The sequence below is a fragment of the Streptomyces sp. NBC_01390 genome (assembly GCF_045040105.1).
Classification (GTDB): Bacteria; Actinomycetota; Actinomycetes; order Streptomycetales; family Streptomycetaceae; genus Streptomyces.
In genome coordinates this window covers 6,352,092-6,370,952 of sequence record NZ_CP109551.1, presented here as the reverse complement: position 1 = coordinate 6,370,952, position 18,861 = coordinate 6,352,092, and the positions used below count along the sequence as shown (strand labels likewise).

Below are 18,861 nucleotides of genomic sequence, written 5' to 3'. Positions count from 1 at the left end.
CAGAAGCGGTGAGTTATCCACCGCCTCCACCCACAGGGTCAGTGGACAAAATTTGCCGCCTGAGCTGCGAAAACGGGGTTATCCACGGTATCCACAGCCCCTACTACTACTGACAACTAGAGAGAGCTGGGAATCCGTTTCGAAGTGGGTCCTGTGCACAACTGGCTCTCGAGAGCTCGGCTGCCCCTCGTCACGACTTGACCCGACAGGCACCTACTGTCAGTGCTGTGCGTCAGACTGTTCCCGGTGTCCTTCCCAGCACAGGGACCGACGACACCGAGACAGACGACGAAGCCAGGCAGGCCAAGAAGCGCCGGCAACAGCAGGAGGCGGCAACAGTGAAGATCCGGGTGGAACGCGACGTACTCGCGGAGGCAGTTGCCTGGGCGGCGCGCAGCCTCCCGGCCCGTCCGCCGGCCCCTGTCCTCGCCGGCCTCCTGCTGAAGGCCGAGGAAGGCCAGCTGAGCCTGTCGAGCTTCGACTACGAGGTCTCCGCCCGGGTGTCGGTGGAGGCCGAGGTCGAGGAGGTGGGCACGGTCCTGGTGTCGGGCCGGCTCCTCGCCGACATCTGCCGCGCCCTCCCCAACCGCCCGGTGGAGATCTCCATGGACGGTGTACGGGCGACGGTGGTGTGCGGCTCCTCCCGCTTCACCCTGCACACACTGCCTGTGGAGGAGTACCCGGCGCTGCCGCAGATGCCGACCGCGACCGGCACGGTGCCCGGCGAGGTCTTCGCCTCCGCCGCGGCCCAGGTGGCCATCGCGGCAGGCCGTGACGACACGCTGCCCGTCCTCACCGGTGTGCGCATCGAGATCGAGGGCGACAGGGTGACGCTGGCGTCCACCGACCGCTACCGCTTCGCGGTCCGCGAGTTCCTGTGGAAGCCGGAGGACCCGGAGGCGTCCGCGGTGGCCCTGGTGCCCGCCAAGACGCTCCTGGACACCGCCAAGGCGCTCACGAGCGGCGACAGTGTGATCCTGGCGCTGTCCGGCTCGGGCGCCGGCGAGGGCCTCATCGGTTTCGAGGGCGCCGGCCGTCGCACGACGACGCGTCTGCTGGAGGGCGACCTCCCGAAGTACCGCTCGCTGTTCCCGACGGAGTTCAACTCCATCGCCGTGATCGAGACCGCCCCCTTCGTGGAGGCCGTCAAGCGTGTGGCCCTGGTGGCCGAGCGGAACACCCCGGTGCGGCTCAGCTTCGAGCAGGGTGTGCTCATCCTGGAGGCCGGTTCCAGCGACGACGCACAGGCTGTGGAGCGGGTCGACGCCCACCTGGAGGGCGACGACGTGTCGATCGCCTTCAACCCGACGTTCCTGCTGGACGGCCTGAGCGCGATCGACTCCCCCGTGGCCCAGCTGTCCTTCACGACGTCCACGAAGCCCGCGCTGCTCAGCGGCAAGCCGGCCCTGGACGCTGAGGCGGACGAGGCGTACAAGTACCTGATCATGCCGGTGCGCCTGAGCGGCTGAGCGATGTGAGCGGGGTGTGGAGCCGCTGAGTCTTTTCGAACGGCTGATCGTCTCCGACGGAAACACTGCAGGTGGGGGCATACGTTTGAGCGCGTATGCCCACAGATGTGCATGAGCGTCCGGGTTTAGGCTCGGACGTGGGTACGAGCAACAGGAGTGCCCTCATGCCACGTCGCAACCTAAGGAACAACTGATGGAGCTCGGTCTCGTCGGCCTCGGCAAGATGGGCGGCAACATGCGCGAGCGGATCCGCCGCGCAGGTCTCACGGTCATCGGATACGACCGCAACCCGGACGTCGCCGATGTCCACAGCCTGGGAGAGCTTGTGGACAGGCTCAGCGCCCCGCGTGTGGTGTGGGTGATGGTCCCGGCCGGCGCCCCGACCCAGTCCACCGTCGACGAGCTCGCCGAACTCCTGGAACCCGGCGACGTCGTCGTGGACGGCGGCAACTCGCGCTGGACGGACGACGAGAAGCACGCCGAGGAGCTGGCAGCCAAGGGCATCGGCTTCGTCGACTGCGGTGTCTCCGGCGGCGTCTGGGGCCTGGAGAACGGCTACGCGCTGATGTACGGCGGCGATGCCGAGCACATAGCCAAGGTGCAGCCGGTCTTCGAGGCCCTCAAGCCCAAGGGCGACTTCGGCGCGGTGCACGCCGGCAAGGTGGGCGCCGGGCACTTCTCGAAGATGGTCCACAACGGCATCGAGTACGCCATGATGCAGGCCTACGCCGAGGGCTGGGAGCTGCTGGAGAAGGTCGACTCCGTCACGGACGTGCGCGAGGTCTTCCGCTCCTGGCAGGAGGGCACCGTCATCCGCTCCTGGCTCCTCGACCTGGCGGTCAACGCCCTCGACGAGGACGAACACCTGGACAGGCTGCGCGGGTTCGCCGCCGACTCCGGGGAGGGCCGCTGGACCGTGGAGGCCGCCATCGACCACTCCGTGCCGCTGCCCGCGATCACGGCGTCACTGTTCGCGCGGTTCGCGTCCCGCCAGGACGACTCCCCGCAGATGAAGATGATCGCCGCGCTGCGCAACCAGTTCGGCGGCCACGCGGTCGAGTCGAAGTAGTCGAGTAGTCCACAGGGCCGTTCAGCGGTCCACAAGTACGGGGGAGGGCGGCGACGACCATGCACGTCACGCATCTGTCGCTGGCCGACTTCCGCTCGTACGCGCAGGTCGAGGTCCCGCTCGAACCGGGCGTCACCGCGTTCGTCGGCCCCAACGGCCAGGGCAAGACCAACCTCGTCGAGGCGATCGGCTATCTCGCCACGCTGGGCAGCCACCGGGTCTCCTCGGACGCGCCCCTGGTGCGGATGGGCGCCGACCGGGCGATCATCCGGGCGCAGGTCAAACAGGGCGAGCGGCAGCAGCTGGTCGAGCTGGAGCTGAACCCGGGCCGGGCGAACCGCGCCCGCATCAACAGGTCGTCGCAGGTCAGGCCACGTGACGTACTGGGGATCGTACGGACGGTGCTGTTCGCGCCCGAGGATCTCGCCCTGGTGAAGGGGGACCCGGGTGAGCGGCGGCGGTTCCTCGACGAGCTGATCACCGCGCGCTCCCCGCGTATGGCGGGCGTGCGCTCCGACTACGACCGGGTCCTCAAGCAGCGCAACACGCTCCTGAAGTCGGCGGCGCTGGCCCGGCGGCACGGCGGTCGCACGATGGACCTCTCGACGCTCGACGTGTGGGACCAGCATCTCGCGCGCGTGGGGGCCGAGTTGCTGGCCCAGCGGATCGACCTGGTCGCCGCGATCCAGCCGCTGGCCGACAAGGCGTACGAGCAGCTGGCGCCCGGCGGTGGTCCGCTGGCCCTGGAGTACAAGCCGTCGGCGCCGGGTGAGGCACACGCGCGCGAGGAGCTGTACGAGCAGCTGATGGGCGCCCTGGCCGAGGTGCGCAAACAGGAGATCGAGCGGGGTGTCACGCTGGTGGGCCCGCACCGGGACGACCTGCATCTCAAGCTCGGTGAACTGCCCGCGAAGGGGTACGCGTCCCACGGTGAGTCGTGGTCGTACGCGCTGGCGTTGCGGCTGGCCTCGTACGACCTGCTGCGGGCCGAGGGCAATGAGCCGGTGCTCGTCCTCGACGACGTGTTCGCGGAGCTGGACACCCGGCGCCGGGAGCGGCTGGCGGAGCTGGTGGCGCCCGGGGAGCAGGTGCTGGTGACGGCTGCGGTCGACGACGACGTGCCGCACGTACTGGCGGGGACGCGGTACTCGGTGTCGGACGGGGCGGTGGAGCGCGTATGACGGCCGACCGGTCCGTGTCGTCCGGGGAGGGCCCGGAGGAATCCCCCAGGCCCGCCCCTGAGCCTTCCGGGGTGGATCTCGCGCGGGTGGCGCTCAGGGCGGCGAAAGAGGCGGCACGCGCGCGTGGGGACGCTGTCCAGCAGAAGAAGCAGGCGCGGCGCGGAGGCGGGCTGCGTTCCGGCTCGGGCCGGGACGGCCGCGACCCCATGGCGCTCGGTGCGGCGATCAACCGGCTGGTGACGGAGCGCGGGTGGGAGGCGCCGGCCGCGGTGGGCGGGGTGATGGGCCGCTGGCCGCAGATCGTCGGCGAGGACCTGGCCAAGCACTGTGAGCCGGAGTCGTACGACGAGGACGAGCGGGTGCTGACCGTGCGCTGTGACTCGACGGCGTGGGCGACGAACGTGCGGCTGCTCGCGCCGCAGCTGGTCGCACGGCTGAACCAGGACCTCGGGCACGGCAGGGTGCGGCTGATCAAGGTGCTCGGCCCGGGTGGTCCGGCACGCCGTTACGGCCCGTTGCGGGCGCCCGGGAGCACCGGTCCGGGGGACACCTACGGGTGAGCCCCGCCCCTCTCTGTGGGTGAGGTGTGTCACATGGGCGCCGTGGCGGGGGCGGGCGGAGTTCGATGCGCGCGTAGGTGAATCCCTACGTGACTTGCCGGTAGCCAAGGGTTGACACCCGGAAGCGCTGAGTGCCTCTCCAAGCCTCTTGGAGCCCCGCTCCGCATATGGGGACTCGGGAGAGACCGGTTGAGGGCGGCACATGCGGACTCAGGTACCGGCAAACCCCCATCACTGTCGGCGCTACCGGTAGACTGGAAGCTAATCCCGCCCCATTGGAGGGGACCACGGGAAATGGTGTGCACCGCTGACTAAGGCTTACCAACGCATCACGCCGCAGCCGCTCCGGCCCACAGGCCGGGAGTCGGCTTGTGCTGTGCCAGAAAGGGCGCTTCGTGGCCGATTCCGGCAACCCCAACGAGAACATCCCGTCCACCGACGACGCCGGCGCCACGGCCGAGGCGAAAACCTCGAACGGCGAGGTCACCGCCTCGTACGACGCCAACGCCATCACCGTCCTCGAGGGTCTGGACGCGGTCCGCAAGCGACCCGGCATGTACATCGGCTCGACCGGTGAGCGTGGACTGCACCACCTGGTGCAGGAGGTCGTGGACAACTCCGTCGACGAGGCACTGGCCGGTCACGCGGACACCATCGACGTGACGATCCTGGCCGACGGCGGCGTGCGCGTCGTCGACAACGGCCGAGGCATCCCGGTGGGCATCGTCGCGTCCGAGGGCAAGCCGGCCCTCGAGGTCGTGCTGACTGTCCTGCACGCGGGCGGCAAGTTCGGCGGCGGCGGCTACGCGGTCTCCGGCGGTCTGCACGGCGTCGGTGTCTCCGTCGTGAACGCCCTGTCCAGCAGGGTCGCGGTGGAGGTCAGGACCGACGGCTACCGCTGGACGCAGGACTACAAGCTGGGCGTCCCGACGGCTCCGCTGGCCCAGCACGAGGCGACGACGGAGCACGGCACGTCGGTCACCTTCTGGGCCGACGGCGACATCTTCGAGACCACCGAGTACTCCTTCGAGACGCTGTCGCGGCGCTTCCAGGAGATGGCGTTCCTCAACAAGGGTCTGACGATCAACCTCACGGACGAGCGTGAGGTGGCCAAGGCCACGATCGGGGCGGACGAGGCGGGCGCCGACGAGAAGGACGAGGTCAGGACCGTCTCGTACCACTACGAGGGCGGCATCGTCGACTACGTGACGTACCTCAACTCCCGCAAGGGAGAAGCGGTGCACGCGACCGTCATCGACCTGGAGGCGGAGGACAAGGACAAGAGCCTGTCCCTCGAGGTCGCGATGCAGTGGAACAGTGGTTACACCGAAGGTGTGTACTCCTTCGCCAACATCATCCACACGCATGAGGGCGGTACGCACGAGGAGGGCTTCCGGGCCGCGCTGACGTCGCTGATCAACAAGTACGCGCGCGACAAGAAGCTGCTCCGCGAGAAGGACGACAACCTCACGGGTGACGACATCCGCGAGGGTCTGACCGCGATCATCTCGGTGAAGCTGGCGGAGCCCCAGTTCGAGGGGCAGACCAAGACCAAGCTCGGCAACACCGAGGCGAAGACCTTCGTGCAGAAGGCGGTCTACGAACACCTCAACGACTGGCTGGACCGCAATCCGGTCGAGGCCTCGGACATCATCCGCAAGGGCATCCAGGCCGCCACCGCGCGCGTGGCCGCCCGCAAGGCCCGCGACCTCACCCGTCGCAAGGGCCTGCTGGAGACCGCGTCCCTGCCGGGCAAGCTGTCCGACTGCCAGTCGAACGATCCCACCAAGTGCGAGATCTTCATCGTCGAGGGTGACTCCGCCGGCGGTTCGGCCAAGTCCGGCCGGAACCCGCAGTACCAGGCGATCCTCCCGATCCGCGGCAAGATCCTCAACGTCGAGAAGGCGCGGATCGACAAGATCCTGCAGAACCAGGAGATCCAGGCGCTGATCTCCGCCTTCGGCACCGGAGTCCACGAGGACTTCGACATCGCGAGGCTGCGCTATCACAAGATCATCCTGATGGCGGACGCCGACGTCGACGGCCAGCACATCAACACGCTGCTGCTGACCTTCCTGTTCCGCTTCATGCGCCCGCTGGTCGAGGCCGGACACGTGTTCCTGTCCCGTCCCCCGCTGTACAAGATCAAGTGGGGCCGGGACGACTTCGAGTACGCGTACTCGGACCGTGAGCGCGACGCGCTGATCGAGCTGGGCCGGCAGAGCGGCAAGCGGGTCCGTGAGGACTCGATCCAGCGCTTCAAGGGTCTCGGCGAGATGAACGCCGAGGAACTGCGCGTCACGACGATGGACCAGGAGCACCGGGTCCTCGGCCAGGTCACGCTCGACGACGCCGCGCAGGCCGACGACCTGTTCTCGGTCCTCATGGGCGAGGACGTCGAGGCACGCCGCGCGTTCATCCAGCGCAATGCCAAGGACGTCCGCTTCCTCGACATCTGAGTCGGTCTCAGCTGACCGCGTCAGAAAGGATCTTCACCCGCAATGACCGACGAGACACCCCTTTCCCCCACGGGTCCGAGCACTCCTGAAGAGGGTGCGATCACCCTGCGCGTCGAGCCCGTCGGGCTCGAGACCGAGATGCAGCGCTCGTACCTCGACTACGCGATGTCCGTCATCGTGTCGCGTGCGCTGCCCGACGTACGGGACGGTCTCAAGCCCGTCCACCGCCGTGTCCTGTACGCCATGTACGACGGCGGCTACCGGCCCGAGAAGGGCTTCTACAAGTGCGCCCGTGTCGTCGGCGACGTCATGGGCACCTACCACCCGCACGGCGACTCCTCGATCTACGACGCGCTGGTCCGCCTCGCGCAGCCGTGGTCGATGCGGATGCCGCTGGTGGACTCCAACGGCAACTTCGGTTCCCCGGGCAACGACCCGGCCGCCGCCATGCGGTACACCGAGTGCAAGCTGAAGCCGCTGTCCATGGAGATGGTCCGCGACATCGACGAGGAGACCGTCGACTTCACGGACAACTACGACGGCCGTAACCAGGAGCCGACGGTTCTGCCGGCTCGCTTCCCGAACCTGCTGATCAACGGCTCGGCGGGCATCGCGGTCGGTATGGCGACCAACATTCCGCCGCACAACCTCCGTGAGGTCGCGGCCGGCGCCCAGTGGTACCTGGAGAACCCCGAGGCCTCCCACGAGGAACTGCTCGACGCCCTGATCGAGCGGATCAAGGGCCCGGACTTCCCCAGTGGCGCCCTGGTGGTGGGCCGCAAGGGCATCGAGGAGGCGTACCGCACCGGTCGTGGCTCGATCACGATGCGCGCGGTCGTCGACGTGGAGGAGATCCAGAACCGCCAGTGCCTGGTGGTCACCGAACTCCCCTACCAGGTGAACCCGGACAACCTCGCGCAGAAGATCGCCGACCTCGTGAAGGACGGCAAGGTCGGCGGCATCGCGGACGTCCGCGACGAGACGTCGTCCCGTACGGGCCAGCGCCTGGTCATCGTCCTGAAGCGGGACGCGGTCGCCAAGGTCGTCCTGAACAACCTCTACAAGCACACCGACCTGCAGACGAACTTCGGCGCCAACATGCTGGCGCTCGTCGACGGTGTGCCGCGCACCCTCTCCCTGGACGCGTTCATCCGGCACTGGGTGACGCACCAGATCGAGGTCATCGTCCGCCGTACGAAGTTCCGGCTGCGCAAGGCCGAGGAGCGCGCGCACATCCTGCGTGGCCTCCTGAAGGCCCTGGACGCCATCGACGAGGTCATCGCGCTGATCCGGCGCAGCGACACGGTCGAGATCGCGCGCGAGGGCCTGATGGGCCTCCTGGAGATCGACGAGATCCAGGCCAACGCCATCCTGGAGATGCAGCTGCGCCGGCTGGCTGCCCTGGAGCGTCAGAAGATCGTCGCCGAGCACGACGAGCTCCAGGCCAAGATCCGTGAGTACAACGCGATCCTCGCCTCGCCGGTGCGTCAGCGCGGCATCATCAGCGAGGAACTCGCCGCGATCGTCGAGAAGTTCGGCGACGACCGGCGTTCCAAGCTGGTGCCGTTCGACGGTGACATGTCCATCGAGGACCTGATCGCCGAAGAGGACATCGTCGTCACCATCTCGCGCGGTGGCTACGTCAAGCGCACCAAGACCGAGGACTACCGCTCGCAGAAGCGCGGCGGCAAGGGCGTACGCGGCACGAAGCTCAAGGAAGACGACATCGTCGACCACTTCTTCGTGTCGACCACGCACCATTGGCTGCTGTTCTTCACCAACAAGGGCCGTGTCTACCGCGCGAAGGCGTACGAGCTGCCCGACGCCGGGCGGGACGCGCGCGGCCAGCACGTCGCCAACCTGCTGGCCTTCCAGCCGGACGAGGCGATCGCGGAGATCCTCGCGATCCGCGACTACGAGGCGGCGCCCTATCTCGTGCTGGCCACCAAGGGTGGTCTGGTCAAGAAGACGCCTCTGAAGGATTACGATTCGCCGCGTTCTGGCGGTGTGATCGCGATCAACCTCCGTGAGACGGAGGACGGTTCCGACGACGAACTGATCGGAGCCGAACTCGTTTCGGCAGAGGACGATCTGCTGTTGATCAGCAGGAAGGCACAGTCGATCAGGTTCACGGCGACCGACGACGCGCTGCGTCCGATGGGCCGGGCCACATCGGGTGTCAAGGGCATGAGCTTCCGTGAGGGAGACCAGCTGCTCTCGATGAATGTTGTTCGACCCGGTACGTTCGTGTTCACTGCTACCGACGGCGGGTACGCGAAGCGGACCGCAGTCGACGAGTACCGCGTCCAGGGGCGCGGCGGCCTCGGTATCAAGGCCGCCAAGATCGTCGAGGACCGCGGTTCCCTCGTCGGTGCGCTGGTGGTCGAGGAGACCGACGAGATCCTCGCCATCACGCTCTCGGGCGGTGTGATTCGTACGCGGGTCAATGAGGTCAGGGAGACGGGCCGTGACACCATGGGCGTCCAACTGATCAACCTGGGCAAGCGCGATGCCGTGGTCGGCATCGCACGAAACGCCGAAGCGGGACGTGAGGCCGAGGAGGTCGACGGCGAGGACGCCGTCGACGAGCCGGCCGAGGGTGTCGTGACCATCGGCACGGACGAGGGCGATCAGTCCTCGCCGGAGTAGCGCGAGGAGTGAGTCATCGTGAGCGGAGCCACGGGCGCCGGTTCGTCCGGCAGTTCGTCCGGTCCCTCGACCGGTACGGACAAAGACGGCGGCGGTCGTGGCTCCGCCGCGCGTGCGACCGATGGCCAGCAGGGTGCGAGGGACGCGCACAGTGCGACAGATCCGCACACGACCAACCTGCAGGCCATCAAGCCGCGCGCGAGCGGAAACCGCTCGCCCGACACGCATGGATCGCAGGGATCCCAGGGGGGAACCGTGACGGACGCCAGAGGTCCGCAGACCCAGCAGTACGGGGCCGGCGCCGGCCCCGCCGCCCCCGGTGCGATGCCGGTGGCGGAGTCCGCCGCGCAGCGCGCCGCGGCGCCGCCGCAGTCGCCGTTGCCCGGTGAGCGGCAGCCGCAGCAGGCGGCAGGGCCCTACCACCCGCCGCAGGCCTACCCGTCGGCCGCTGCCGGGAGCCCCGCGGCCCCGGTGCAGGCCCCGGCTCAGGCGCAGGCCCGCAACGCCCAGGCAGGGGCCGTACGGCGCCCGCGTACGGGGGCGACCACCCTGCCCCGCACGCGCAAGGCACGTCTGCGTGTGGCCAAGGCCGACCCCTGGTCGGTGATGAAGGTCAGCTTCCTGCTGTCGATCGCGCTGGGCATCTGCACGATCGTGGCGGCGGTGGTCCTGTGGATGGTCATGGACGCCATGGGAGTCTTCTCGACGGTCGGCGGCACGATCTCGGAGGCCACGGGGTCGAACGAGTCGAACGGCTTCGACCTCCAGTCCTTCCTGTCACTGCCGCACGTCCTGATGTTCACGTCGGTCATCGCCGTCATCGACGTCGTCCTCGCGACGGCACTGGCGACCCTCGGCGCGTTCATCTACAACCTCTCCGCGGGCTTCGTCGGCGGCATCGAGCTGACGCTCGCCGAGGACGAGTGAGCCGGTGAAGCACAGGTGACGTGCGGGTGAGGTGCGGTCCCAAACGTCGCCCGACTATCGATTTTGGGACTGGCCGCGTCGTGCGCTAATCTTCAGAGGTCAGCGCGCGGGACATACACCGCAGAGCGCGGCGGGGCTATAGCTCAGTTGGTTAGAGCGCATCCCTGATAAGGATGAGGCCACAGGTTCAAATCCTGTTAGCCCCACCAGCACGAAGGCCCCCAGCCAATCTTGGTTGGGGGCCTTTGGCGTTCAACGGCTGGCATCAGTCGCTGTGTTGCATGGACCCAGAAAGAACGAGAGACCCCCGGCCAGGGATGGCCGGGGGTCTCTCGTTCTTTCTGGTGTGTCTCCGTGTGGCTTTGTACGCAAGTTCGCCGCTACAGGGGGAGGGGGATCAATGGTGGGGCGTCACGTGAGGGCAGTCCCGCGCGCGGGGTCAGGATGGTGGCTGTGCCGCCGGCTCGGCGTCCGTGTCGGTGTCCGGGCCGGCTTCCGTCTCGGCGTCCGTGTCCGCGGGTGAGCGGTGGCGGCAGCTCGGGGAGGAACCGTGGGCCTCGGCTCGGATGCGCTGCTTCATCGTGGGGGGCAGGGACCGGGCGTTGGACCAGGCCCAGGCGGCTGTGGGGGGTGCCACCGCGGGTGCGGTGCAGTTGCGTGCCGGGTGACTCTCGGCTACCGCCGCGGTGGCGGTCGTCGTGATCAGTCCCAGCGTCGTGCACAGCGTCAGGAAGGCGGTGACGACGATGGTCCACAACTTCATGACCTTGTTCTGGGCCATGGCCCCTCACTTTCGGGTTGGGCGATTTGCGTACTTTCCCAATCATGTGTACGGAGGTCGCGAAGTGGTGGACCCGCGACCGTGGCGCGTCGATCTTCCGATGAACACCACCCGGATGGACGCAAGAGCGCTGAAAAGTGAGGAATTAGGGAGGGAAGGCAGTGGATCAGGGCAAAAAGTCACGGTACGTGGAGATGTGATCACCCTCCGATCGGAGCGGTGCCGTCCGCTTCTACTGCTGCGTGCCGGACGGGAGTTGGGGGCCGGCGTAGGTCACCGATCGGTCTCGGCCGGAGGGTATAGTCGGGCGCCAGAGGTCCCCTTCCTCAAGGAAAGACGAGGTCGCACGGTGAAGAAGCTTCTCCTGGTCGCACTGGCCGCCATCGGCGGGCTCCTCGTGTACCGCCAGATCCAGGCGGATCGCGCCGAGCAGGATCTGTGGACGGAGGCGACCGACTCCGTGCCCACGGGTTCGTGAGTATCGACAGCAGTCTGTGAACAGACCCCGGCCGCCGACGCGGTCGGGGTTTTGTGTTGTCCGGATGACGCCCGGGACCCGTGGGTAGTTCGCCGTCGTGAATGAAATGCTTGCTGGGACAAATCCGGATGCCTTGTGGCGGGTTGTTTCGAGCGCTCGTACGGATTGCGCGGGTGGCGGGGCGGCCGACGGGGCAGGATGGGCGGCGGTCCGGGCAGAGACGGTGCCCGGACCCGGCAGAGGCGGCGGACGGTTCGGGCAGCGGTCGGGCATGACGAGGGGTGGCGCGTGATGGGGCGGCGCACAGCGCGGGGCGCGGTCGTGGCGGCGGCGCTGTGCGCGCTGGTGGGCGCGGGTCCGGGGGCCGGCTCCGAGGCGGTCGCCGCGCAGGACGCGTACACGTACGACTTCGCCGAGGGCGCCCAGAGCGTCGAGGGGGCCGCGAGCACCACGGACGCCGTGGGGCTGGAACCCGGCGGAACCTACCGCAGCACCCTCCCGGTCAACGGAAGGCTGTACTTCCGCCTCGCTCTCGACGCCACGTCGAACGCCTACGTCTCCGCCACCGCCGTCCCCCGCCACGGCACGACGGTGTCCTCCTCCGACGGCGTGAAAGTGGCCGTGCAGGACGCCGACGCCCGTTCCTGCTCCTACGACAGCACCCGCTTCGGGGCCTCCCGCAGCCCGCATCCGGTCGCCGCCTGGGCATCCCGCGTGACCGACGGCGAGACGACGGCCTGTCAGACGGCCGGTACGTACTACCTGGTCGTGGACCGCATCGACTCGGCGGGCTCGTCGTCGGACGACTGGGACCTCGAGCTGACCTACACGTCCGAGCCGGGCCTCGTGAACAAAGCCGCGACGACCGCCCCCGAGTCCCCCGACGACTGGAACTCCGCCTCGCCCGACCCGCTCACCGGCGACGCGGTCCGCCGCGAGGGCGGCGCCGGCTTCGCCACGGCCGCCCCGCTGGGACAGGGAGTCTGGCGGGACGACATCACGCCCGGTCAGACCCGCTTCTACCGGGTGCCGGTGGACTGGGGACAGCAACTCCACGCCGTTGCCGAACTGGGCAGTTCCAGCAGCGGCAGCGGGTACGTCAGCAGCGCGCTCGTCATGTCGCTCTACAACCCCGCGCGCGGGTACGTCGACGACGAGAGCCTCCTCTACGACGGCCGCCAGAGCTCGGCAGCCCTCGATCCACTGCCACCCGTCGCCTACGCCAACCGCTTCGGCCTGGGCGACCGGATGAGCGGGATGCGGTTCGCCGGCTCGTACTACCTCGTCGTCCATCTCGCCGAGCAGATGACGGAACGATTCGGCGCGGGCCCGTACGGGCTGACACTGCGCGTCCAGGTGACGGGTACCGCGCAGGACCCTCCCGGCTACCTGGGACAGTCCGTGCCCCGGGACACCTTCGCGGTCACGGAACAGGACCGGAAGGCAGCCGACGGCTGGACCTCCGACGCGTCGGCGGGGGGCACCGGCGACGACAGGGCGGACGGGACCCGCGCGCGGGACGGCGACGTCGCGATGCGGGTGGTCGCGGTGAGCGGCATCGGGGCCGGGAGCGTGCTGGTGCTCGGCCTCGGGCTGTGGACGATGATCGCTCGGCGGCGCGCCCACCACGCCTAGGACGACTTGAACGGCCGCACAGGCCCTGGTTCAGATTCGGAACAGGGCCCAGAAACCCACGGCATAACAGGCCAGGGCTAGAAACAGCACCGGTACCGCCACCTTCGCGGGCGGACCGGGGCGTCGCTGGCGGCGTCGGCCGCGGCGCTGCGGAGCCGCCTGCGCGGGGAGCGGAACCTGCGCGGAGCGGGTGGCATACGTGTCCTGCCGCAGAGTCGGAACGGGCGTCACTGTCGCGGTAGGCGTCTGCGTGGCGGTCCGCGGCGTGTGCGGCCCGGGGAAAGGTTCCTGCGCGGACTCGAAGCGCGAGCCGCCGAAAGACGGGACCTCGAAGGGCGGCGGCACGTGGACCGCGGCCGGCGCCGGGAGCGGGACAGCCGTGGGGGGAGTGGAGGGCTGCACCGGCCGGTGAGGCGAGTACTGGTGCTGTGCCGTGGTGGAGGGGGCGGCGACCTGGGGCGGGGGGAGGTGAAAGCTGCCCGTGTCCGACATCGCGGACGGCTGGGGCGGGATCACTGCCGGAGGATGGACGGGGCGCGGTGGCGGGGCGTCCGACAGGGGCGGGACGCCGTTCTGCTGGATCGAGTGAGCCGAGTGAGCCGGGTAGGTCGGCGGAGCGGGCGAGGCCTGCTGTCCTCGTGGCTGGTTCGGTACGGAGTCCGGTTCGGGCCGGACCGGGGCGGCACCCGGGTGTCGCCAGGGCTGCTCGGTGCCGGAGTCGGCCCCTGAGGGGACGGGGTCCTTGACCGGCTTGGCGGGTATGGCGCCGGTGCCCGGTCCGGAGGGCGGGGCGACGGCTCCCGGGGTCGGCATCGGGCCGGGCAGCGAACCCGGTCCCGGCCTGAGCCCCGGCCCTGTGCGCGTCCCGCCGGTCGCCGGGCCGGTGGGCGTGCCGTCCGACTGCGGCTCGCGGTACGGGTCGTATCGGCGGGCCGCCCCAGGGCCGGTGTCTACGCCGTCCGAGTCCGGATCGCCGTGCCCGGCGCCTGTGGTCGGTCTGCTTTCGGTGCCGCTGCCCGTCCCCGTTGTTCCCGTACGCGCGCCGCTCGTGGTCACACCCGGGGACAGCTTGAGGGGGCCGGCCGGGGCGAAGTCCTGTGGGAGAGGCCCGAGTTGGTCGAAGATCTCGATCAGCTCGTCGTCGGGGCCCGGCTCGGGCAGCAGCTCGGCGGCCTGTGCAAGAGCCTTGCGCGCGCCCGTGGCGGTACGGAACCGCGCCTGCGGGTCCGGCTGCAGCAACGTCGCCACGACCTGCCACAGCGGCTCGGGTATGCCCTGTGGGGCGCTGGGCGTGCCGTGCGCCGCGAAGTACTCGATGAGGGCCTTGGAGTCCGGCTTGGCGCCCTCCAGGAGATAGAGCGCGACCAGGCCCACGGCGAACAGGTCGGAAGGGAAGTCCGGGTCCGCACCCAGCATTTGCTCGGGGGCGAAGTAACCGGGCGTGCCCACCACGTAGTCGGTCTCCGTCAGCCGTGGCTCGCCCAGCCGCATCGCGATGCCGAAGTCGGACAGCCGCAGCCGCGGGCGACCCGTACCGGTCGCTTCGAGCAGCACGTTGGCGGGCTTGATGTCGCGGTGTACGACGCCCTCCGCGTGCACGGCGGCGAGACCGGAAAGAAGCTGGTCGAGAAGGGTGCAGACGAACGTGGGCGGCAGGGGGCCGTAGTCCGCGATGAGATGGACGAGCGAACCTCCGGCGACCAGATCCATGGTGAACAGGACCTTGTCGTCGTCCGCGGCCCAGCTCGCCGGAGCGAGGACATGCGGATGGTCGATCCGCAGCGCCTGCTCACGGACGAAACGCAGCAGCGAGTGGGCGTCGCTCTGCTGCAGGACCTTGGCTGCCACGTACCGGCGGCGGCGGTGGTCCCAGGCGCGCCAGACGGCGCCTACTCCCCCGCGCCCGATCGGGTCGGCCAGTTCGTACCGGCCGGCGAAGACCTCACCCATGGCTCTGCGTCGATCCCCCTTCGGATCATCGCTCGGTCGGTTCCGGACCTGCGGATGGTACGGCTCCTCCTACCCCGCTCCCGAGCCCACTGTCACACCGCTCACTTAGAACCTGTCTCTGTACCCGTTTCCCTGCCCGCTTCCGTCACCCCCCGGTTCCCGTCGTGACCCGAGTCGTTCCACGGGCCGGTCGGTCCTGCAGGGCGTACGAGCCTGGTCACCCGCGTGCCCTCTGCCCCCCTCAGACCCCCCTGAGGCGTAGCCCGGCCGCCGAACCCCCGGTCGGCGGCCGGGCGGCGGCTCAGCTCTGGTGGGACTGGTAGTGCGTCACTGCGTCAGAGGTGCGTCCCGCGCCGTACACCCGGAGGAACTCTGCCAGTTCCGGGTGGCTCGGGGCGAGAGTGTCCGCCGCGTCGATGATGTCGCCCGCGGCGGCCACCGAGCGAAGCAGCGACTGGATCTCGCGGACCACCCGCTTGACCGTGGGCGCCCCCGAACTCGTCGTCGACTGCGCGGTGTTGCTGAGCACTGAACCCCCCTGCGACTTCTTGATCTCGTCCATCCGCTCGGTCGCCTCGGCCGCGCTGACGCTGCCGTCCGCGACCTGACCGGCCAGATCCTGCAGCAACTGCACGCGCTGCACCACTGCCGGATTGCCGATCTTGGCCCGCTGGCCGCTCATCAGCTGTGACAGCATCGGCGCGGACAACCCCAGTACCCCCGCGAGACGAGCCTGGTTGAGTCCAAGATCGTCGATGAGCTTACGGAAGAGCGCCCCCAACGGCTCCCCGTACCAGTTCCGCTGAAGCTCCCGCGCTCTTGCGGTTGCTTCCTGCTGTGCGGCATCCATTGCGTCTCCCCATCGCTTCCCCAAATACCGCGGTTCGCTGTAGCGAACCACGTCGAGCATCTTACGGAGAGTGGTCGTCCACGGGGACCCCAATCCTTTTGCGAGATACCGGGGATGACCCGGTACTCTGGTCTGCGGCGCCCACCAGTACCTGGTGTTCTGGGCGGACGCCTCCCTTTGGGGGCCTTAGCTCAGTTGGTAGAGCGCTGTCTTTGCATGGCAGATGTCAGGGGTTCGACTCCCCTAGGCTCCACACATCAAATGCCCTCTGAACTGCGGAAACGCAGTCACAGAGGGCATTTTTCGTCCTTCCTCTTCCTCCCGGACGGGTGGCGCCTGCCGGAGCACGAAGGTAGGGCTGGCTACACCCCCGGTTCGGGAGTACGCGTCATCGTTTCCCCGAGCGCGCGACGGCATCGTTGAACCCGGTCGATCCCCGTGATCCACCGACGTTCACAGCCCGCCGCCCGGAAGGAAACCGCCGTGAAGTCGCTGCTCCCGTCGAAGCCGAGGACGACCGGAGCGGCGCTGCGCACGGAAGCCGCCGGTGTGACGGAGACCGCCGTCGCCCCCGGACCGCTCGCCTCCTTCGCCCGGTTCGTCCTGTGCGGCGGCGGAGTCGGACTCCTCTCCAGCGGCGCCGTCGCACTGCTCGCCGCGACGCTGCCCTGGGCACTGGCCAACGCGCTCATCACGGTCGCCTCGACCATCCTGTGCACCGAACTCCACGCCCGCTTCACCTTCGGAGCCGGCCGGCGCGCCGGATGGCGCCAGCACTGGCAGTCGGCGGGTTCAGCCACCGCCGCCTACGTCGTCACCTGTGCCGCGATGTTCGTCCTGCACCTGGTTCAGTCGTCGCCCGGCATGCTGACCGAGCAGATCGTCTATCTCAGCGCCTCGGGCCTCGCCGGTACGGGCCGCTTCCTGGTCCTCCGTCTGTTCGTCTTCGCGGTCGGCCAGAACAAGCCCGCCCGCCGCGACAAACTCCGCGCCCTGGCCCTGACGGGCATCGGGCAGCTGAGGACGAGCCCGCGACTGGCCGTCTCCTGACGTGTTTCACGTGAAACACGTCAGGAGACGGCCAGGACGAATGGACACCGCCGCGTCACGTTTCACGTGAAACATCGCTGTGGGGCGGGAGGCACCTATGCCTCCCGCCCCACAGCGACCTCACCGACGACACGACACACGAACCGTCAGCGGCGGTTCTCGTCGTCCGCCTCCGACTCGGCCTCCTTCGCCTGGACCTCGGGATCCAGGACCGACTGACCAGTCCCGTCCACCGACGTCAGACGGCCCGTCTCGGGAACCTCGGTCGCGGCGGGCGGCTCCACCAACCAGTCGGGGTTGGCCTGCTTGTCCCACCACTTCCATGCGGCAAAGGCGCCACCCGCCAGGATGCCCAGCGCGGCCAGTCCCTTGGCGAGCTTGCCCGCCCGGGCCCGCCGCTGATGCTTGCGAGCGAGCTTCCTGATCTCCTGCGGAGTGACCTGGCCGCGCAGCGCGGCCAGAGCCGCGGCACCACGTGCGGCGGCCTCCTCTCGTACGGGTCCGGCTGCCGCAACCGCACGCTCAACGCGCGGCGCGGTGTAGTCGGCGGCCTGCCGGGCGGCCCTGGCGGTACGGACAGCGGCTTCATGGGCGGCATGGTCGACCTTCGGCGGCACATGCGTACGGGCCTGCTCCAGCCGCGGCGCAAGATGCGCGCCGTACTGGACACGGGCCTGTTCCGCAGCCTGGGACACCTTGGGCGCAAGCCGTACGCGTGCCTCGTGTGCGTACTGGGTGGCCCTGTCCTTGGCCGTGTCGGCGTAGGGCGCCACCACGTCCGCGGCGTGCAGGACGCTGTCCTTCGCCGAGCCGGTAGCGGCGCGCACGCTTTCAATGCGGGTCACGGGATCCTCCTCCTCGGTGGCGTACGGTATTCGACTCTCCACCCTTTTACGGATCATGCCCGGCAATACGCCGTGAGGCATGCGAGGGCGGGCATCCGGGTCATGGACGGCCGGTCACACGGGACTGATGGCACCGAACCGATCGCAAGTGACAGTGGATGACGATCACAGGCAATAGCGATGAATACAGGGCAACGGGAGCTTGTCGTCGACAATGCCACGGATCCCTGCCCCGCGCCCCCGTCCCGTGCCCACTCGACCGGTTTTCTCCCGAGCGGCGCAGCACAGGCGAAATTGCCGGATCTTCCCCCGGAGGAAGGTGTCGGGCGACGCGCGGCGTGGACCGTGCGAGGATCGGGGCGTCACAAGAGGTAGGACAACGGAAGGCAGATCGTGGCTGAGCAGCTTTACGCCACCCTGAAGACCAACCAAGGCGACATCGAGTTCCGGCTCCTGCCGAACCACGCGCCCAAAACGGTCCGGAACTTCGTCGAGCTCGCCACCGGCGAGCGCGAGTGGACCAACCCGGAGACGGGCGAGAAGTCCACGGACAAGCTCTACGACGGCACGGTCTTCCACCGGGTGATCAGCGGCTTCATGATCCAGGGCGGTGACCCGCTCGGCAACGGCACCGGCGGTCCCGGCTACCAGTTCGAGGACGAGTTCCACCCGGACCTCCGTTTCGACAAGCCGTACCTCCTGGCCATGGCCAACGCCGGCCCGGGCACCAACGGCTCGCAGTTCTTCATCACCGTCTCCCCGACGGCCTGGCTGACCCGCAAGCACACCATCTTCGGTGAGGTCACCGACGCGGCCAGCCAGAAGGTCGTGGACGCCATCGCGACCGCGGCGACCAACCCGCGCACCGACCGGCCGGTCAACGACATCGTCATCGAGTCGGTCGTCGTCGAGACCCGCCAGGGCTGAGACCCGGGAGCCTCTCCCACCGGCTCTTTCA

Annotated in this window: 15 protein-coding genes and 2 tRNA genes; 13 read left to right on the top strand and 4 right to left on the bottom strand. The window is 68.9% G+C overall.

Annotated elements, in window-relative coordinates; genetic code table 11:
- The first annotated feature begins 338 nt into the window (after window positions 1–338).
- The 8 genes from dnaN (at window position 339) to OG241_RS28615 (ending at window position 10,523) form a co-directional block, all read left to right on the top strand.
- A complete protein-coding gene (gene dnaN / locus OG241_RS28650; RefSeq protein WP_006381194.1) occupies window positions 339–1,469 on the top strand; it encodes a DNA polymerase III subunit beta in 1,131 nt (376 codons plus the stop codon).
- 193 nt (window positions 1,470–1,662) lie between these two features.
- The gene (gene gnd / locus OG241_RS28645) at window positions 1,663–2,538 is read left to right on the top strand and encodes a phosphogluconate dehydrogenase (NAD(+)-dependent, decarboxylating) (RefSeq protein ID WP_405819188.1); all 876 of its coding nucleotides are present in this window, start codon (window positions 1,663–1,665) and stop codon (window positions 2,536–2,538) included.
- Between the two features lie 59 nt (window positions 2,539–2,597).
- Window positions 2,598–3,719, top strand: coding sequence for a DNA replication/repair protein RecF (gene recF / locus OG241_RS28640; RefSeq protein WP_405819186.1), 1,122 nt, complete (start codon window positions 2,598–2,600; stop codon window positions 3,717–3,719).
- Window positions 3,716–4,279, top strand: a complete 564-nt coding sequence (locus OG241_RS28635; RefSeq protein ID WP_405819184.1) for a DUF721 domain-containing protein — start codon at window positions 3,716–3,718, stop codon at window positions 4,277–4,279. The genes recF and OG241_RS28635 overlap by 4 nt, the downstream gene beginning before the upstream one ends.
- 395 nt (window positions 4,280–4,674) lie before the next feature.
- Window positions 4,675–6,738, top strand: a complete 2,064-nt coding sequence (gene gyrB / locus OG241_RS28630; protein ID WP_405819182.1) for a DNA topoisomerase (ATP-hydrolyzing) subunit B — start codon at window positions 4,675–4,677, stop codon at window positions 6,736–6,738.
- A 42-nt stretch (window positions 6,739–6,780) separates the two neighbouring features.
- A complete protein-coding gene (gene gyrA / locus OG241_RS28625) occupies window positions 6,781–9,387 on the top strand; it encodes a DNA gyrase subunit A (RefSeq protein WP_405819180.1) in 2,607 nt (868 codons plus the stop codon).
- Window positions 9,388–9,405: 18 nt separating this feature from the next.
- Window positions 9,406–10,314, top strand: a complete 909-nt coding sequence (locus tag OG241_RS28620) for a DUF3566 domain-containing protein (protein WP_405819178.1) — start codon at window positions 9,406–9,408, stop codon at window positions 10,312–10,314.
- A gap of 132 nt (window positions 10,315–10,446) precedes the next feature.
- Window positions 10,447–10,523: transfer RNA gene (locus OG241_RS28615), tRNA-Ile, on the top strand.
- Window positions 10,524–10,753: 230 nt separating this feature from the next.
- On the opposite strand, the gene OG241_RS28610 is transcribed toward OG241_RS28615, so the two are convergent.
- Window positions 10,754–11,095: a DUF6344 domain-containing protein gene (locus OG241_RS28610; RefSeq protein ID WP_405819177.1), complete on the bottom strand. Its 342-nt coding sequence runs from the start codon at window positions 11,093–11,095 to the stop codon at window positions 10,754–10,756.
- 349 nt (window positions 11,096–11,444) lie between these two features.
- Here OG241_RS28610 and OG241_RS28605 point away from each other — a divergent pair, with 349 nt between their 5' ends.
- Window positions 11,445–11,573, top strand: coding sequence for a DLW-39 family protein (locus tag OG241_RS28605; RefSeq protein ID WP_003999697.1), 129 nt, complete (start codon window positions 11,445–11,447; stop codon window positions 11,571–11,573).
- Window positions 11,574–11,864: 291 nt separating this feature from the next.
- A complete protein-coding gene (locus OG241_RS28600; RefSeq protein WP_405819175.1) occupies window positions 11,865–13,208 on the top strand; it encodes a hypothetical protein in 1,344 nt (447 codons plus the stop codon).
- Window positions 13,209–13,238: 30 nt separating this feature from the next.
- Here OG241_RS28600 and OG241_RS28595 read toward each other — a convergent pair whose 3' ends face one another.
- Together OG241_RS28595 and OG241_RS28590 are read right to left on the bottom strand one after the other, a co-directional pair.
- Window positions 13,239–15,158 (bottom strand): protein kinase domain-containing protein, encoded by a 1,920-nt coding sequence (locus OG241_RS28595; protein WP_405819173.1) that lies wholly within the window; start codon window positions 15,156–15,158, stop codon window positions 13,239–13,241.
- A 301-nt stretch (window positions 15,159–15,459) separates the two neighbouring features.
- Window positions 15,460–16,008: a helix-turn-helix domain-containing protein gene (locus tag OG241_RS28590; protein WP_405819171.1), complete on the bottom strand. Its 549-nt coding sequence runs from the start codon at window positions 16,006–16,008 to the stop codon at window positions 15,460–15,462.
- Window positions 16,009–16,188: 180 nt separating this feature from the next.
- Here OG241_RS28590 and OG241_RS28585 point away from each other — a divergent pair.
- Together OG241_RS28585 and OG241_RS28580 are read left to right on the top strand one after the other, a co-directional pair.
- A tRNA-Ala gene (locus OG241_RS28585) sits at window positions 16,189–16,261 on the top strand.
- Window positions 16,262–16,536: 275 nt separating this feature from the next.
- Entirely contained in the window at window positions 16,537–17,058 is a 522-nt protein-coding gene (locus tag OG241_RS28580; protein WP_405826466.1) for a GtrA family protein, read from the top strand.
- Between the two features lie 146 nt (window positions 17,059–17,204).
- On the opposite strand, the gene OG241_RS28575 is transcribed toward OG241_RS28580, so the two are convergent.
- Window positions 17,205–17,903 (bottom strand): DUF5324 family protein, encoded by a 699-nt coding sequence (locus OG241_RS28575; protein WP_405819170.1) that lies wholly within the window; start codon window positions 17,901–17,903, stop codon window positions 17,205–17,207.
- Between the two features lie 393 nt (window positions 17,904–18,296).
- Between OG241_RS28575 and OG241_RS28570 the strand changes: the two genes are divergently transcribed.
- The gene (locus OG241_RS28570) at window positions 18,297–18,830 is read left to right on the top strand and encodes a peptidylprolyl isomerase (RefSeq protein WP_405819168.1); all 534 of its coding nucleotides are present in this window, start codon (window positions 18,297–18,299) and stop codon (window positions 18,828–18,830) included.
- Window positions 18,831–18,861: the final 31 nt, after the last annotated feature.

Bases quoted from the DNA above. Each gene is read 5' to 3' on its own strand.
- gnd (WP_405819188.1), top strand. From the start codon at position 1,663: ATGGAGCTCGGTCTCGTCGGCCTCGGCAAGATGGGCGGCAACATGCGC.
- recF (WP_405819186.1), top strand. From the start codon at position 2,598: ATGCACGTCACGCATCTGTCGCTGGCCGACTTCCGCTCGTACGCGCAG.
- OG241_RS28635 (WP_405819184.1), top strand. From the start codon at position 3,716: ATGACGGCCGACCGGTCCGTGTCGTCCGGGGAGGGCCCGGAGGAATCC.
- gyrA (WP_405819180.1), top strand. From the start codon at position 6,781: ATGACCGACGAGACACCCCTTTCCCCCACGGGTCCGAGCACTCCTGAA.
- OG241_RS28610 (WP_405819177.1), bottom strand. From the start codon at position 11,095: ATGGCCCAGAACAAGGTCATGAAGTTGTGGACCATCGTCGTCACCGCC.
- OG241_RS28600 (WP_405819175.1), top strand. From the start codon at position 11,865: ATGGGGCGGCGCACAGCGCGGGGCGCGGTCGTGGCGGCGGCGCTGTGC.
- OG241_RS28595 (WP_405819173.1), bottom strand. From the start codon at position 15,158: ATGGGTGAGGTCTTCGCCGGCCGGTACGAACTGGCCGACCCGATCGGG.
- OG241_RS28590 (WP_405819171.1), bottom strand. From the start codon at position 16,008: ATGGATGCCGCACAGCAGGAAGCAACCGCAAGAGCGCGGGAGCTTCAG.